This window comes from Maribacter aquivivus (assembly GCF_900142175.1).
In the GTDB taxonomy this organism is placed as follows: Bacteria; Bacteroidota; Bacteroidia; order Flavobacteriales; family Flavobacteriaceae; genus Maribacter; species Maribacter aquivivus.
Window position 1 is genome coordinate 1,888,334 of the sequence record NZ_FQZX01000001.1, and the last position, 15,658, is coordinate 1,903,991.

17 protein-coding genes are annotated in these 15,658 nt (G+C 34.0%); 11 read left to right on the forward strand and 6 right to left on the reverse strand.

Features of this window, described 5'->3' with window-relative positions:
• Positions 1 to 32: 32 nt before the first annotated feature.
• Positions 33 to 1,679, reverse strand: coding sequence for a transcription termination factor Rho (rho, locus tag BUC31_RS08020; RefSeq protein WP_073242863.1), 1,647 nt, complete (start codon positions 1,677 to 1,679; stop codon positions 33 to 35).
• Between the two features lie 195 nt (positions 1,680 to 1,874).
• Here rho and BUC31_RS08025 point away from each other — a divergent pair, with 195 nt between their 5' ends.
• From BUC31_RS08025 to BUC31_RS08035, 3 genes are all read left to right on the forward strand, one after another.
• Positions 1,875 to 2,285 (forward strand): DUF4293 domain-containing protein, encoded by a 411-nt coding sequence (locus BUC31_RS08025; protein ID WP_073242865.1) that lies wholly within the window; start codon positions 1,875 to 1,877, stop codon positions 2,283 to 2,285.
• A gap of 264 nt (positions 2,286 to 2,549) precedes the next feature.
• Positions 2,550 to 3,029, forward strand: a complete 480-nt coding sequence (locus tag BUC31_RS08030) for a DM13 domain-containing protein (RefSeq protein ID WP_073242866.1) — start codon at positions 2,550 to 2,552, stop codon at positions 3,027 to 3,029.
• A 118-nt stretch (positions 3,030 to 3,147) separates the two neighbouring features.
• Positions 3,148 to 4,008 (forward strand): hypothetical protein, encoded by an 861-nt coding sequence (locus BUC31_RS08035; protein ID WP_073242868.1) that lies wholly within the window; start codon positions 3,148 to 3,150, stop codon positions 4,006 to 4,008.
• A 44-nt stretch (positions 4,009 to 4,052) separates the two neighbouring features.
• Here the strand turns inward: BUC31_RS08035 and BUC31_RS08040 are convergent, their stop codons facing one another.
• A complete protein-coding gene (locus BUC31_RS08040; protein ID WP_073242871.1) occupies positions 4,053 to 4,547 on the reverse strand; it encodes a metallophosphoesterase family protein in 495 nt (164 codons plus the stop codon).
• Between the two features lie 135 nt (positions 4,548 to 4,682).
• Between BUC31_RS08040 and truA the strand changes: the two genes are divergently transcribed.
• Together truA and BUC31_RS08050 are read left to right on the forward strand one after the other, a co-directional pair.
• Positions 4,683 to 5,432, forward strand: coding sequence for a tRNA pseudouridine(38-40) synthase TruA (gene truA, locus BUC31_RS08045; RefSeq protein ID WP_073242873.1), 750 nt, complete (start codon positions 4,683 to 4,685; stop codon positions 5,430 to 5,432).
• Positions 5,425 to 7,191: an ABC transporter ATP-binding protein gene (locus BUC31_RS08050; RefSeq protein ID WP_073242875.1), complete on the forward strand. Its 1,767-nt coding sequence runs from the start codon at positions 5,425 to 5,427 to the stop codon at positions 7,189 to 7,191. Before truA ends, BUC31_RS08050 begins: the two co-directional genes overlap by 8 nt.
• Here the strand turns inward: BUC31_RS08050 and BUC31_RS08055 are convergent, their stop codons facing one another.
• From BUC31_RS08055 to folP, 3 genes are read right to left on the reverse strand one after another with little or no spacing between them, the layout of a single operon-like run.
• Positions 7,192 to 7,989: a DUF3667 domain-containing protein gene (locus BUC31_RS08055; protein ID WP_073242877.1), complete on the reverse strand. Its 798-nt coding sequence runs from the start codon at positions 7,987 to 7,989 to the stop codon at positions 7,192 to 7,194.
• Positions 7,989 to 8,774, reverse strand: coding sequence for a diadenylate cyclase (locus BUC31_RS08060; protein WP_073242879.1), 786 nt, complete (start codon positions 8,772 to 8,774; stop codon positions 7,989 to 7,991). The genes BUC31_RS08055 and BUC31_RS08060 overlap by 1 nt, the downstream gene beginning before the upstream one ends.
• A gap of 54 nt (positions 8,775 to 8,828) precedes the next feature.
• Positions 8,829 to 9,653, reverse strand: coding sequence for a dihydropteroate synthase (gene folP / locus BUC31_RS08065; protein ID WP_073242881.1), 825 nt, complete (start codon positions 9,651 to 9,653; stop codon positions 8,829 to 8,831).
• Between the two features lie 103 nt (positions 9,654 to 9,756).
• Between folP and BUC31_RS08070 the strand changes: the two genes are divergently transcribed.
• The 5 genes from BUC31_RS08070 to BUC31_RS08090 are packed head-to-tail and all read left to right on the forward strand — an operon-like array spanning position 9,757 to position 13,344.
• A complete protein-coding gene (locus BUC31_RS08070) occupies positions 9,757 to 10,302 on the forward strand; it encodes a DUF1599 domain-containing protein (RefSeq protein ID WP_073242883.1) in 546 nt (181 codons plus the stop codon).
• Between the two features lie 8 nt (positions 10,303 to 10,310).
• A complete protein-coding gene (locus BUC31_RS08075) occupies positions 10,311 to 11,408 on the forward strand; it encodes a BT_3928 family protein (RefSeq protein ID WP_073242885.1) in 1,098 nt (365 codons plus the stop codon).
• A gap of 39 nt (positions 11,409 to 11,447) precedes the next feature.
• On the forward strand, positions 11,448 to 12,197 hold the full coding sequence (gene tpiA, locus BUC31_RS08080; protein ID WP_073242887.1) for a triose-phosphate isomerase: 750 nt from the start codon (positions 11,448 to 11,450) through the stop codon (positions 12,195 to 12,197).
• A gap of 14 nt (positions 12,198 to 12,211) precedes the next feature.
• A complete protein-coding gene (prmA, locus tag BUC31_RS08085; protein WP_073242889.1) occupies positions 12,212 to 13,048 on the forward strand; it encodes a 50S ribosomal protein L11 methyltransferase in 837 nt (278 codons plus the stop codon).
• 20 nt (positions 13,049 to 13,068) lie between these two features.
• On the forward strand, positions 13,069 to 13,344 hold the full coding sequence (locus BUC31_RS08090; RefSeq protein ID WP_073243822.1) for an ATP-dependent Clp protease adaptor ClpS: 276 nt from the start codon (positions 13,069 to 13,071) through the stop codon (positions 13,342 to 13,344).
• Positions 13,345 to 13,470: 126 nt separating this feature from the next.
• Here the strand turns inward: BUC31_RS08090 and BUC31_RS08095 are convergent, their stop codons facing one another.
• Entirely contained in the window at positions 13,471 to 13,692 is a 222-nt protein-coding gene (locus BUC31_RS08095; protein WP_036157855.1) for a hypothetical protein, read from the reverse strand.
• A gap of 548 nt (positions 13,693 to 14,240) precedes the next feature.
• On the opposite strand from BUC31_RS08095, the gene uxaC reads away from it, so the two are divergent.
• Positions 14,241 to 15,647: a glucuronate isomerase gene (uxaC, locus tag BUC31_RS08100; protein WP_073242891.1), complete on the forward strand. Its 1,407-nt coding sequence runs from the start codon at positions 14,241 to 14,243 to the stop codon at positions 15,645 to 15,647.
• Positions 15,648 to 15,658 lie beyond the last annotated feature (11 nt).

Genomic DNA, 15,658 nt, shown 5'->3' on the forward strand with positions numbered 1-15,658 from the left:
CTCGGGATTTTAAAATATAAGTTAGAATTGTTCTACTGATTCATAGTCATTAAGAACTCTTCGTTGTTTTTAGTTTGTTTAAAGCGTTGTTCAATAAATTCCATCGCTTCTACTGGGTTCATATCTGCAAGATACTTACGCATGATCCACATACGTTGTAGAGTAGCTTCATCTAATAGCATGTCATCTCTACGTGTACTAGAAGATGTAAGATCAATAGCAGGGAAAATTCTTCTGTTGGCAATTTTACGATCCAATTGAAGCTCCATGTTACCGGTACCTTTAAATTCTTCAAAGATAACCTCGTCCATTTTAGAGCCAGTTTCTGTTAAGGCCGTAGCAATTATGGTTAGGGAGCCACCATTTTCAATATTTCGGGCTGCACCAAAGAATCTCTTAGGCTTGTGTAATGCGTTGGCATCAACACCACCACTTAATACTTTACCAGACGCAGGTTGCACTGTGTTGTATGCTCTTGCCAAACGTGTAATGGAATCTAAAAGAATTACAACATCATGACCACATTCTACCAAACGCTTAGCTTTTTCTAAAACAATATTGGCTACACGTACGTGCTCTGTTGGTTCTTTATCAAAAGTTGAAGCTACAACCTCGCCACGTACATTACGTTGCATGTCGGTAACTTCTTCTGGTCGTTCATCAATTAATAATATAATTTGATAAACTTCTGGGTGATTTGCAGCAATACCATTGGCAATATCTTTTAAAAGCATGGTTTTACCAGACTTTGGTTGAGATACAATCATACCTCTTTGTCCTTTTCCAATAGGAGAGAACAAATCTATAATACGCGTTGATATCGTACTTTGGCGTTCTGCCAAATTAAATTTTTCTTGTGGGAATAACGGAGTCAAATGCTCGAATGACACACGGTCACGAACTATTTGTGGATCTATACCGTTAATTTTACTCACCTTAATAAGTGGAAAATACTTTTCTCCTTCTTTAGGTGGTCTTACATTACCTAATACTGTATCTCCGGTTTTTAAGCCAAAAAGACGTATTTGCGATTGAGAAACATAAATATCATCAGGTGATGATAAGTAGTTGTAATCAGAAGAACGTAAAAATCCGTATCCATCTTGCATGATATCTAAAACACCTTCACTGGCAATAATAGAGTCAAACTCATACTCAGGTTCCTTATACCTATTCTTTAAATCTTTGTCAAAATTACTTTTGTCGTGAGTCGGTCTCGGATTAGGCTTATTTTTATGATTGTTATTCTGAGGCGAATTCTTTTTGTTAGGCTGGTTGGCAGCTTTTGGTCTTGGTCTTGGTCTTTTTTGCTCAACAGGTTCCTTCGAATCACTTTCTTGAGTATTTTCTGTTTTAGCTACATTGACTTTAGCTGGTGCCACCTTTTCTGATGCTACTTTTTCAGGAGCATTAGTTTCTTTGTTCGTATTTTTTTCAACACGAGGTCTAGGTCTTGGCTTTGGCTTTGGTTTTGGTTTTACTTCTGCAGGCTTGCTGACTGCTTCAGTAACAGCAGGAGCTATCGCTGCAGCAACCTTCGGGTTAGCGGCTTGTAAGTCCAAAATCTGATAAACTAAATCTAGTTTTTTTAAGGTTTTGAATTTAGGAACCTTAAGTCCTTTCGCAATTTCCTGTAATTCAGGTAGCTTTTTTGATTTTAAATCTGAAATCTCAAACATTAAGTAGTAGAATAAATTATATGAGTTTGTATTGTAAGAAGTAAATATTTTATTTGGATAATTTAAAGGAGATAATTTCCTTACTGGTAGGTGTTATGACATGATAACGTAGCAATATTACAAATTATTTTGAATAAAAGGGTTATATTTTTTGAAAAGACATGTATTTTTGCAGTGTAAAGTGGTAATTGATTTATGATTCAAAGAATACAAAGCCTTTATTTGATAGTTGTAGCAATACTTACAGGTATTCTACCGTTCTTCTTTAACCTATGGATACATATCGATGGTACTGAAGTATTTGCAAATAATGAAATGCTTATTTCTATTGCCTTTTATGCAAGTACTGTTCTAGCAATATGGGCTATGGTACAATTTAAAAATAGAAAATCTCAGTTTGTAATAAACAGGCTGAACATGATATTAAATGTTTTTTTATTAGGATTTTTCGTTTACCGATCACTAAACTTATCCGGAGAGACTTTGGTTTCTGAGAAGGGTATTGGGATGCTGATTCCAGTATTTTCTATCATTTTTTTGGTTCTTGCTAACAAGGCTATAAAAAAGGATGAAGATCTTGTAAAATCTGTTGATCGCTTACGTTAGACCTATAATCTTAGTAGTATTAGTGCGTTAAAACCCGGGGTAGTTTCCGGGTTTTTTTATGACTTTACTTTTCTAAACTTAACGTACTCCTTTCTTTAAGTATCACAGAAATATCGCAGTTTTTCTACCTGCTGTGATAAACTGTTTACTTTTTCTTGAATTCTTCGTGATATCACATTTCTATGTTTGTTCCAAGAAACAGCAAGGCTAACGATAGTCGTTAGTTACTCTGTTTTTAAACTAAACATTTTAAAAATTACGATTATGAAAAACAGAAAATTTGCTCTTGTAGTATTAGCTAGTGCCATGACAACTTTCTTTATTAGCTGCTCAGATGATGATGCAGATGTAGTAACAGTGACAGAGACCGTTGAAGTGGATTCTTCATTGCCTGTTGGCGATTTGTTGGTGAGCTTAAGTGGTAACCTGGTTGCAGAGAGTGGTACGCCAACACAAGGCTTGGTAGAAGTAGGTGTTGATGCCGATGATACAAATTTTGTTCGCTTTGCAGATGATTTTACAACTGAATTAGGAACTGGTACAGTAGGTATCTTTCTATCAACTTCTGCAGTATTTACTCCTGATCCAGCAAACGGAAATCCAGATTTAATGCTTATTGGTAATGTAGCTGATAATGGAGAGATGTTTATTAAGTTGAGTGATACACCTGATGCTAAATATACACACATTGTTCTTTGGTGTGCTACAGCTAACATACCATTTGGTAATGTTGCTTTAAACTAATATAATTTTTTACTGCCTTTGGGAATAGAGACACATGATTCTGTTTTTCTATGTCTCCCAAGGGCTTTTTTTATTATGTGGTTTAAAACAGCCCTTTTACTTTTAATATAACAGAATTATGAAAAAAATAAAAAATATCCTATTTATATGCTGTTGCTTCTTTACTTTTTATGCTCAAGCGCAAAGTGGATGGACGAGAGAGGCTAAAGGATTTTATGTTCAAGCATCTGCAGCGCATTTCTCTTCTAATAACTATTATACCACAGAAGGTAGATTGGCCGATCAAGGAAGTACTTTTAATACGAGTGCACTTTTAATTTATGGTGAATACGGAATATCTGATAGGTTTACGGCGATTGTTGATTTGCCATTGGTTCGTTTAAATAGTTTTAGCACTACAGAAACTGTTGGCGGTGTAGGTAATATTCAACTAGGGGTGAAGTATAAATTATTAAAAAGCTTCCCATTGTCATTACAAGTAGCATTAGATATACCTACTAATGATGGTAGTAATTTTGCGCAATCTAAGACTGCGAATGCATTTGGTGATTTTGATGAAATTAACTTACCTATTTCTGATGGGGAGTTTAACGTGTGGACAACCCTTGCAGCTTCACATGGCTTTAAAAATGGTAAAACTTACGCCTCTGCTTTCTCCAGTGTTAATTTTAGAACAGAAGATTTTAGTAATCAATTTCAGGCTGGGGTAGAGCTAGGTCATTTGTTTTTTGATAAACTGTATCTCATTGGTAAGCTTAAAATTCAAGAGCGGTTATCATCAGAAAACAATGTACAAAGCGGATCGTTCTTGTTTGGCGAGGGTACTACTTTTACTAATTATGGTATCACTACTATGTACAAGGTAACCGACCATTTTAATGTGGTTGCCCAATATTCTGACTATGCGGGTTTTTTAGTCGATCGTAAGAATATTTATGATGGCGGCACATTTTCTTTAGGGGTTTCGTTCGAATATTAATTAGCTAAAATACAGGGTGTAGATTAGTGAAAATGCCCTGTGTTTTATCTTTTGCCTAACTCAATTACTTCAAGGTCTTTGATATTATCACCTTCTATAACAAAACGTAACATGGTACGTACTTGATGAAAACCATGCTTGCCACAAGCACCTGGGTTCATATGTAATACGCCTAATTTTTTATCCATCATTACCTTTAGAATATGTGAATGGCCGCAAATGAATAATTTTGGGGGATTTTCTCTGATCATATCTCGGGTTCTCATATTATACTTAGGTGGGTATCCTCCTATATGAGTTATAAAAACATCAACACCTTCACAATAAAATCTGTTGTTTTCTGGAAATTCTTTTTGAATAATATGGTCATCAATATTCCCATGTACTCCTTTTAGAGGTTTTAATTTTGCAATTGCATCGGTAACATCTAAAGATCCAATATCACCAGCATGCCATACTTCATCTGCCCATTTTACATGCTTTAATATGGCATCGTCAATATGTGAATGAGTATCAGAAAGTAAGAGGATTTTGGTCATTTTTAGATTTCAATTTGATTGGAAAAATAGACTCGCTTTATTGAGCAACTAATATTTTTATTTGTCTTAGCAGGATGGAATGTTAAAACGTATCGTTTTTAATACCTTTGTGAGATACAAAATTAGCACATACTTTTGAGATTCTTCATTCAATTTTCATACTTCGGTAAAGCTTATCATGGCTGGCAAAATCAGCCTAATGCCATTACCGTTCAAGAAGTGCTAGAGAACGGCATGTCTAAACTGTTAAATTCGCCTGTTTCGCTTATGGGTGCAGGTCGTACAGATACCGGTGTTCATGCCAAAGAAATGTATGCCCATTTCGATATTGATGCTTTAGATAATATACCTGAATATATTTTTAGATTAAATTCTTTCTTGCCAAATGATATTGCGGTTCATAGAATTTTTGAAGTAGAACATGATGCACATGCACGTTTTCATGCTACGGCAAGAACTTATGAATATCATATAGATAAAAAGAAAGACCCTTTTTCTACAGATTTGGCTCATTTTGTAAAGAAAGACTTGGACATAGCTCAAATGAATAGTGCCGCTGCATTATTGTTGGGTAAAAAGGATTTTGAATGTTTTTCAAAGTCGAATACAGATGTGTATACTAATATTTGCGACCTAAGAGAGGCGAAATGGGAGCGAAAAAAGGATCAACTTGTTTTTACGATTACGGCAGACCGATTTCTTCGTAATATGGTTAGGGCCATTGTTGGAACATTAATTAATGTGGGATTGGGTAAATACCCGGCAGACTATGTTAATACCATATTAAAAAGCAAGGATAGAACAAAAGCAGGTGTTTCTGTTCCTGCAAAAGGACTATATTTGACCTCTATTGTTTACCCCAATACTATTTTAAAGAATGGATAAGGATTCTGGCAAAGCATTTGACACTCGTCTTTTTAAACGCTTACTCGCCTATACAAAACCGTACAAAATTACTTTTTATGGCGTTGCATTGGCTGCTATATTATTGTCTTGTTTTGCTATTCTTACTCCCTTAATTGTCAAGAAAATTATTGATGAAGCCATAAAAGAAAGCAATGCAGAGATGTTGCTGTACTTAACTATAGCTATGTTGGTAGTGTTGCTTGGTCAAGTAATTTGTCAGCTGGCTTTTAATTATTACGCAAACTGGTTAGGCGAATCTGTTATTAAAGATGTTCGTATAAGTCTCTTTAAAAAAATGCTTTCTTTTAAAATGAAGTATTTTGATAATTCTTCGTTGGGCGTGTTGGTGACAAGAGCTGTTGCAGATATGCAACGAATAGGCGAGATATTTAGTCAAGGTTTTTTCGTGATTGTGGCAGACTTGCTTAAAATGGTAGTTGCCGCCATTGTTATGCTATTCATAAATTGGAAACTCGCTTTAATAGTTTTTGCGTTGTTACCTATAATAATGTATGCTACAAGATGGTTTCAAAAAGCTATGAAAGTTGCTTTTACAGAAGTTAGGGCAGAGGTTTCTAATCTGAATTCTTTTGTACAAGAGCGTATTACGGGTATGAAAATAGTACAGCTATTTACCCGAGAAAAAATTGAGAGCGATAAGTTTAGAGAAATTAACGAAAAGCATAAAAAAGCTTGGTTGAAAACAGTTTGGTATAATTCCATTTTCTTCCCGATTGCAGAAATTGTTTCATCACTTACCGTGGGGTTAATTGTTTGGTATGGCGGATTGCAAAATGTTGCTAATATATCTACGGATATAGCAGGTACAATTTTCGCTTTTATAATGTTGATCGATTTGCTTTTTAGACCACTTCGTCAAATTGCAGATAAATTCAATACCCTACAAATGGGGATGGTTGCCGCTAACAGAGTTTTTAAAATTTTAGATACTGATAGTCATATTCAAAATATAGGTTCTCTTGAGAAAGATGTAGTTAATGGCGATATTAAATTTGATGATGTTCATTTTGGGTACTTAGAAGATGAAGAGGTTTTACACGGAATTTCATTTGATGTAAAAGCAGGAGAAACAGTTGCTATTGTAGGTGCTACCGGTGCTGGTAAGAGTACGATAATTAATTTATTGAATAGGTTTTACGAGATAAACTCTGGTGCTATTTTAGTTGATGGCGTAGATATTAAAGAGTACAATTTATCATCATTACGCACGCATATAGCCGTGGTATTACAAGATGTCTTTTTGTTTGCAGATACGATCGCCAATAATATTTCTCTAAAAAACTCTGCGATAAGTGTTTCTGATATAGAGAATGCTGCTAAAGCTATTGGTGTAGATGAGTTTATAACGAGTTTGCCAGGTGGTTATCAGTATAATGTAAAAGAGAGAGGTACTATGCTTTCTAGTGGTCAGCGACAGCTAATTGCTTTTTTAAGGGCTTATGTAAGTAACCCAAGTATTCTGATTTTAGATGAGGCTACGTCATCTGTAGATACCTATTCTGAGCAGTTAATTCAGTCTGCTACAGATAAAATTACGCAAGGGAGAACTTCTATAGTAATTGCCCACCGTTTAGCTACTATTAAAAAAGCGGATAAAATTATTGTAATGGATGCCGGTAATATCGTAGAAACCGGAACGCACAAACAACTTCTTAAAAAAGGTGGTTATTATAGTAATCTATACGAGGCTCAGTTCTTGGCTGAGGAGGTTGCTTAATTATGGTGCCATTTTCTGAAATGTATCAGTAAATAAGGCTATATATACTGTTGCGATGATCATGAAAATAAAAAATATTGCAGCGAATAAAACAAGAAATAGTAGAAGTTTTAATACTGTTTGTTTGATAGTTAGATTAAATAGTTTGTAAAATACCCAAGTAAAGAATCCTATTTGAAATATCATATTTCCCATTGAAACATAATAAATAATTTTAGAATTCCAAATCGTTAGCAAGTAGGCAATATTGATGATTATAGTTAAATGTGAGTATGCATAAATATTAATTACAAAATGCTCACTTATATTAAATTGCTTTTTGTTGAGAAATACAAGTCTAGAAAGTAATGCCAAAAATGGCAGCATAGCCATGTAAAAGAGACTTTGATATTTTATTAGGTAAGCATTCCATTGTTTTTGAAAATCCTGTCCTAATTTTTCTGCCTCGGTAATCGAATCTCCAGATTTATAAAGAAAATCAAAATCTAGAGCATTTGGGAAAAACTCAGAGTATACATAAGCAAATAGTCCGCCAAGTGTAATTGCAATGGTGAAATAACTAATCGGATTTAAATACTTTTTTCTAACTCCGTTAATATAACCGCCAATTACTTCATCTGGTTTTGTAAATAGATGTTTAAAGGTGATAAGAAAGGTGTTGTCTATATTGAAAAATCTTTCTGTGGCATCATACCAAAGATTTTTTACGGTTAGTCTATTGCGAATTACTTTAGCACCACAATCGGGACAATAACTGAAATCGGTTCTTAGGTTGGTATGGCAGTTTTTACATTCCACTATATCAAATCTTGTTTAAGCATATTCCCTAATTGGGTAATGGAATCGTAAAGAACAAATTCTCCGTTTTTAATATAAGATATCAATCCTGTTTCTTCACTTACTACGATGCTTAGGGCATCGGTCTTTTCACTTATTCCTACTGCGGCTCTATGTCGTAATCCGAAACGCAGCGGAATATTACGTTCGTTGGAAACTGGTAAAATTACTCTAGTAGCAACAATATAATTTCCAACGATAACAGCAGCACCATCATGAAGTGTACTGTTTTTGTAAAAAATACTTTCAAGAATAGGTTGGTTAATTTCAATATTCATGCGATCACCTGTACTCTTTATAAAATCTAAGGAGTTATTACGTTCGATAACCAAAATAGCTCCTGTTTTGGTACTAGCCATTTTCTCGCATGCTTTTAATATGGCATCAACATCTGTATCTGTGGATAGACCTTCTTGTTTTAAGAATTTAAAATGCTTTACAAAGTTTCTCTTATTTGCGAAATTTGTAGAGCCGATCATTAAAAGGAATTTTCTGATCTCTTGTTGAAAAACTATAATTAGGGCAATAAGTCCGACTTGCATAAATGCACCTACCATACTGCTGATCATTTGCATGTCTAGCAATTCGGTCAATTTCCAAAAAGCCCATACAATGACAATCCCGATAAAAATATTAATGGCTACTGATCCCCTAACTAATTTGTAGATGTAGTATAGAAGTACGGCAACAAATATGATGTCTAGAACATCTGTAATCTTAAAGTCAATAAAATTTAAAAAATCCAATCAGTACCGTTTTAGTAAAATTAATAAAATTGACGACAACAAATTCATATAAACTTAGGCATTTAATTGTTCATAGAGTTTAATACATTCCATGGCTTCTTTTACGTCATGTACTCTAAGAATATTAGCCCCTTTCTGTAAGCAGATCATATGTAGTGCCGTTGTACCATTTAATGCTTGATTGGCAGTTGTGTCTAAAGTCTTATATATCATCGATTTTCTGCTGATACCAGCTAATAATGGGTGCTCAATGATTTTCATTACCTCCATTTGGTTTAAAAGTTTGTAATTCTGATGCAAACTTTTAGCAAAGCCAAAACCTGGGTCAATGATAATATCTTTTATTCCTAATGCCTTAGCTGCAACTAATCTCTCTGAAAAAAATGAAAGCACCTCTTTTACAACATCTTCATAATCTGTTTTTTGCTGCATGTTTTGTGGCGTGCCGCGCATATGCATCATAATGTATGGTACATGTAACTTGGCAACGGTGGGTAACATATCGCTATCCTGCAATCCCGCAGAAATATCATTAATTATGGAAGCGCCATTTTCAACACATGCTTTAGCGACATTACTTCTAAAAGTATCAATAGAGAGTATGATGCCTGGAAAATTCTTTAGAATTAAGTTGACAATGGGTGCTATCCGCTTTAACTCGATAGCTTCATCAACTTCTAAGGCACCTGGTCTTGTGCTATAAGCGCCTACATCAATAAAAGTAGCACCTTCGTTCAGCATTTTTTCAACCTGATTTAGTATACTCTTTTCGTCTTTGTATTTTCCGCCATCAAAAAAAGAATCAGGAGTAACGTTTAAAATACCCATTACTTTGGGCTGATCTAATGATAAAAGTTTACCGTTGCAATTTATGGTCATTATCAATTTTTAATAGGAATTTGTGGCATTTTCCAAGTTTAAACCGTCAATCTTGATGGTTCCAATTTTTTAAGCGAAATTTACACAAATTAGATAGAATTACATGCTAGATACGGCAAAGGAATACGATGAGGTTATTGAGGTTTGTTTAAATCTGTACCAGAAAAAAATGACAGATTACGGCAGTGCATGGCGAATTTTAAGATTGCCATCGCTAACAGATCAAATATTTATTAAAGCACAACGTATACGTAGTCTTCAAGAGAACGATGTTCGTAAGGTTGATGAAGGTGAGCGTTCAGAGTTTATCGGGATTATAAACTATTCGGTAATGGCATTAATTCAATTAGAACTTGGTGTTGCTGATCAGCCCGATTTAAACACCGAAAAAGCGGTAGAATTATACGAAAAGCATATTAAAATTACCAAAGAATTGATGTTGAACAAGAACCATGATTATGGTGAGGCTTGGCGAGATATGAGAGTGAGTTCTCTAACAGATTTAATTTTGCAAAAATTACTTCGAGTAAAACAGATAGAAGATAATAAGGGTAAAACTTTGGTAAGCGAAGGTATAGATGCCAATTATCAAGACATGATTAATTATGCTGTTTTTGCATTGATACATTTAGGTTCAGAATCAAAATAAGAATAAGAATGAGGTATTTAGTAGGTGTCGTAAGAATTTTTGTTGGTATACTTTTTATTATAAGCGGATTTATAAAACTGAACGATCCTGTTGGTTTTTCTTTTAAGTTAGAAGAATATTTTAGTCAAGGTGTGTTAGATCTGCCTTTTCTAACTCCTTTTGCTTTGGCAATTTCAATTCTTGTAGTGATTGTAGAGGTCATGGTTGGTGTTATGCTTATACTTGGCTACAAACGCAAAATCACGATTTGGACGCTGATTGCCATGATTGTATTCTTCACATTTCTAACCTTTTATTCTGCTTACTTCAATAAAGTAACTGATTGTGGTTGTTTTGGCGATGCTATAAAGTTAACCCCTTGGGAGTCTTTTACGAAAGATGTAGTGTTGTTGGCACTAATATTAATCATATATGTAGGTAGAAAATATATTACACCGTTAGTAAATTCAAAAGTCTTGACGACAGTTTTATCAGCATCGTTTTTTGCTTGTATTGGTTATGTATATTATGTTTTAAACCACTTGCCAGTAATAGATTTTAGACCTTATGAAATAGGTAAGAATATAGAAGAGGGTATGAGTACACCAGATGATGCGCCTAAAGCTATTTTTGAATACAGATGGAAGTTTGATGTAAACGGTAACGAAGAAATTCATATTAGTAATGGTGATTACCCAACTGTAGATGGGGAATTTATAGATGTTGAAACAGAAGAGATACAAGCGGGCTATGAACCACCTGTTCATGATTTTACCATAGAGCAGGCAGGAGAGGACTTCGCTGCCTCTTTATTACAAGAACCAAAATTGGTTATGGTAATAGCCTATGATTTAAGAAAAACGAATTTAGAAGAGTTCAAGAATATTAAAACAGTAGCCGATAAGGCTATAAAAGCTGGATATAAAGTAGTAGGTATGTCAGCTTCTGGTCCAGAACAAACGGATGCTTTGGTAAAAGAGTACAACCTAGGTTTTGATTTTTACTTTACAGATGAGACAACACTTAAGACTATTGTAAGATCAAACCCCGGAGTGTTGGTTTTAGAAAAAGGTACCATAAAACAGAAAGTTCATTACAACGATTTAGAAGATTTAATCTTCAATTAAGAAATTAAAGCGAAATAGTATAATTAGAAATAAAACAACATGAGAGCAAAGATAGTAGCAGGTAACTGGAAAATGAACAAGAATTTGGAGGAAACTGAAACGCTTTTAGCAGAGTTGGCGGCAAAGTTGCCAGATACAAATGCAGAGGTTATGGTTGCGCCAACATATGTAAACTTGGCTAGTGCCGTACGTGCTTTAGAAAGTTCTAAAATTGAAGTTATTGCACAGAACATGCATTATGCAGAAAGTGGTGCATTTACTGGTGAGATATCTGCAGATATGTTGTTGAATATTGGTGTTGATACTGCAATTATTGGACACTCAGAAAGAAGAGCGTATTTTGCTGAAGGCGATGAAATACTTTCAAAGAAAGTTATTACAGCTTTAAATAAAGGTATTCGTGTAATGTTCTGTTTCGGTGAGGAATTAGAAGATCGTAAATCTGGAAACCATTTCAAGCTAGTTGAAAGCCAGTTAAAGAATGTGCTTTTTAGTTTAGAACCATCTGCGTGGACTAATATTGTTTTGGCGTATGAGCCAGTTTGGGCAATTGGTACGGGTGAGACTGCTTCTCCTGAACAAGCACAAGAAATGCATGCATTTATTCGCAAAACTATTTCAGAAGCATTTGATGCCACTATAGCTAATAATGTAACTATTCTTTACGGTGGTAGTGTTAAGCCAGGTAATGCAGAAGAGATTTTTTCCAAACCAGATGTTGACGGTGGTTTAATTGGTGGTGCTTCTTTAGTTGCTGACGATTTTATTGCTATCATTAAAGCTATTTAAGCTAAGTATTTAAAATGAGTGATACAGTATATATTGAATACCGTTTTACGGTAAAACCAAAAGATCCGGCTTCAGACCTTCTCATTGCAGAATTGGGTGAAGTCGGTTTTGAAAGTTTTGTTGAAGAAGAAGATGATGTGTTGGCATACATTCAAAAAACTGATTGGTCTAAAGCTATATTAGAGGATCTTCCTATTTTAGAGAATCCTCGTTATAAATTTACTTTCGACTATAAAGAAATAGAGCAGGAGAACTGGAACGCTACTTGGGAGCAAAATTTTCAACCTATTATTGTTGATGATATTTGTATGATAAGAGCTCCATTTCATGAGACCATTAACGTAGATTATGACATTGTTATTGAACCAAAAATGAGTTTTGGTACAGGTCATCATGAAACAACTCATATGATGTTGCAGCATATTTTACAGTTAGATGTGAAAGGGAAGACTGTTTTAGATATGGGCAGTGGTACAGGTGTTTTAGCAATTCTAGCAGGTATGAGAGGGGCAACAACAATTGATGCTATAGATATTGATAATTGGTGTTACTTAAATGCTAAAGAAAATGTTGAGCGTAATAATATGGACTTCATTTCTGTATATGAAGGCGATGTAGCTTTACTAGAGGGCAAGAAGTACGATTTAATAATCGCTAATATTAATAGAAATATTTTATTGGCAGACTTACCTAGTTATGCAAAATCTTTGAATTCAGGCGGTACTTTGTTGCTAAGTGGTTTTTATACTGAAGACTTAGGTATGATCACACAAAAGTGTACTGATTTAGCGTTAAAGTTTGAAAAAAACCTTGAACGTAATAATTGGGTTGCCGCAAAATATGTAAATTAGAAGGTATTAATTGGAATATGATGAGCACAATAGAAGAAATTTCCGAAGAATTACTTTTAGAAGAAGAAACGGTTCAGCAGAATGAGATCGTTCTTTTTAATGATGAGGTCAATACTTTTGACCATGTTATAAATACATTAATGTCTGTTTGTGAGCATTCACCAGAACAGGCTGAGCAATGTTCTTTAATAGTACATTATAAAGGTAAGTGTACGGTTAAGACTGGTGAGTATGAAGAATTGAAACCACAATGTTCTAAATTACTGCAAGCAGGACTTAGCGCAGAAATTGTTTAAATCAGGCTTCGTAATTTGTAGAAGGGTAAAATAGTATTGAAATAAAAAAATCCCTTGAACCAAGTTCAAGGGATTTTTTTATTTCAATTAAACTCTTAAAAGAAATTTAAATAAGTCTTATAAAGCTTATACTAAAGGTACTCCGTTCAATCGTTTTTCGATTTTCTTCTTTTTGACTGTAACTTCTTTCATTACATCCATTAAGTTAGAATCTTTAGTTTCCTTATATATTTCATTAATACTTAAAATAAGTGCTTTTGCCTCTCTCGACGCTTCTACTCGGTCACTGGTAGACATATTACTCATTTTTCGACCTATAAATTCCTGAGCTTTTTCAAGTAACTCCATTTGCTTCTTTTTTTTCAAAGTTAACATAATATTCAAATTACGCAATTCTTTGTCAATTGTATATAGTTATGAGACTATTAGATAATAGTATTTATGAACAATTTAACGAAATAGGGGTGTTTTGACCGCTTTTTTTCAATTTATAGATTAATTTTTGTTGTCCGATTGTTGTTTTTTCAAGCTTTTTTGATAAAGTATGAGAAAAATTACGTTTAATTCAGTGTATTTCTATGCTTAATTATGAAATGTTTATTCTGTAGCGTTCAAATTGTTTATAAATGTAATTTCAAGTGTAATTACTTGCTGAATATATAAATTTAGATATATTTGTGTAATCGATTGCATTAAATTGACGGTGACTTGTAAAGCAATTTCTAAAGCGCTCTTTATGTAAATAGGAGTAGGTTTTGAATGTAAGTTTACTTTTTGTGTTGGTTTGAATTTTTTTTATAGAAATACAACCGATTGCCTTCTAGTTAAAATGATATTGATATTTTAAAGTAATGATAAGTAGTGTCAAGTAAAAACTACAATTGAATAATAATGATATGATAAAAAACAAAACCTTTATAACTAATGATTTTCTATTAGAAAATAAATTTGCGCAAAGGCTCTATCATGATTATGCTTCGCAAATGCCAATTATAGACTACCATTGTCATTTACCACCAGATGAAATTGCTAATAATAGGCAGTTCGAAAACCTGACCAAAATTTGGAATGATGGAGACCATTATAAATGGCGTGCGATGCGAACCTTTGGTATTGATGAAAAATATATTACGGGTGACGCTCCAGATAAAGAGAAATTTCTTGAATGGGGTAAAGCGGTGCCTTATACATTAAGAAATCCGTTATATCATTGGACACATTTAGAGCTTCAACGCTATTTTGATATTGATTTGTTGTTGAATGCCGATACGGCTAGCGAAATATATGATGAGGCAACAGCAAAACTTCAAACTTCAGAATATAGCTGTCAAAGTTTAATTAAGAAGATGAATGTAGAGGTTATTTGCACAACCGAGGATCCTATTGATAGCTTAGATCACCACGTTAAAATTAAGAATAGTAATTTCAATACAAAGGTAAGTACCGCCTTTAGACCAGATAAGGCTATTGTTATTTCTAATGATACCTACCTTGAGTATTTAGAAAAACTTTCGGCTGTTAGTAACGTAAACATAGATTCTTATAAGTCTTTGTGCGATGCGCTTTCCTTACGATTAGATTATTTTGCTGAAAACGGATGCACATTATCTGATCATGGTTTAAGCTATGTTCCGTTTAGAGTATTTACAGATGCTGAAATTGAGAATATTTTCCAAAAAAGGACAGAGAGAAAGCAATTAACTTTAGAGGAGGATGAAAAATTTCAAACTGCAATTTTATTATTTCTATGTGAACAATACCATTCTCGCGGCTGGATACAGCAATTTCATTTAGGTGCATTACGGAATAACAACGCGAGAATGACCCGAATTTTAGGTCCGGATACGGGTTGGGATTCTATCGGAGATTATTCGCAAGCAAGAACGCTTTCAAGTTTTTTAAATGCCTTAGATTCTAAAGACAAGCTTACTAAAACTATATTATATAATCTTAATCCGGCTGATAATGAAGTATTGGCAACCATGATTGGTAACTATAATGATGGTAAGGTAAAAGGTAAAATGCAGTTTGGTTCTGGTTGGTGGTTTTTGGACCAAAAAGATGGAATGACAAAGCAACTAAATGCCTTATCTAATATGGGATTAATAAGTTGTTTTATTGGTATGTTGACAGATTCTAGATCGTTTCTTTCATACCCTAGACATGAATATTTTAGAAGAATTGTTTGTAACCTCTTTGGTCAAGAAATGCAGAAAGGTGAACTGCCTCAAGATTTTGAATTGGTTGGTAAAATAATTCAAGATATAAGTTATAACAATGCCAAAGCTTATTTCAAATTTTAAGCAATATAAAG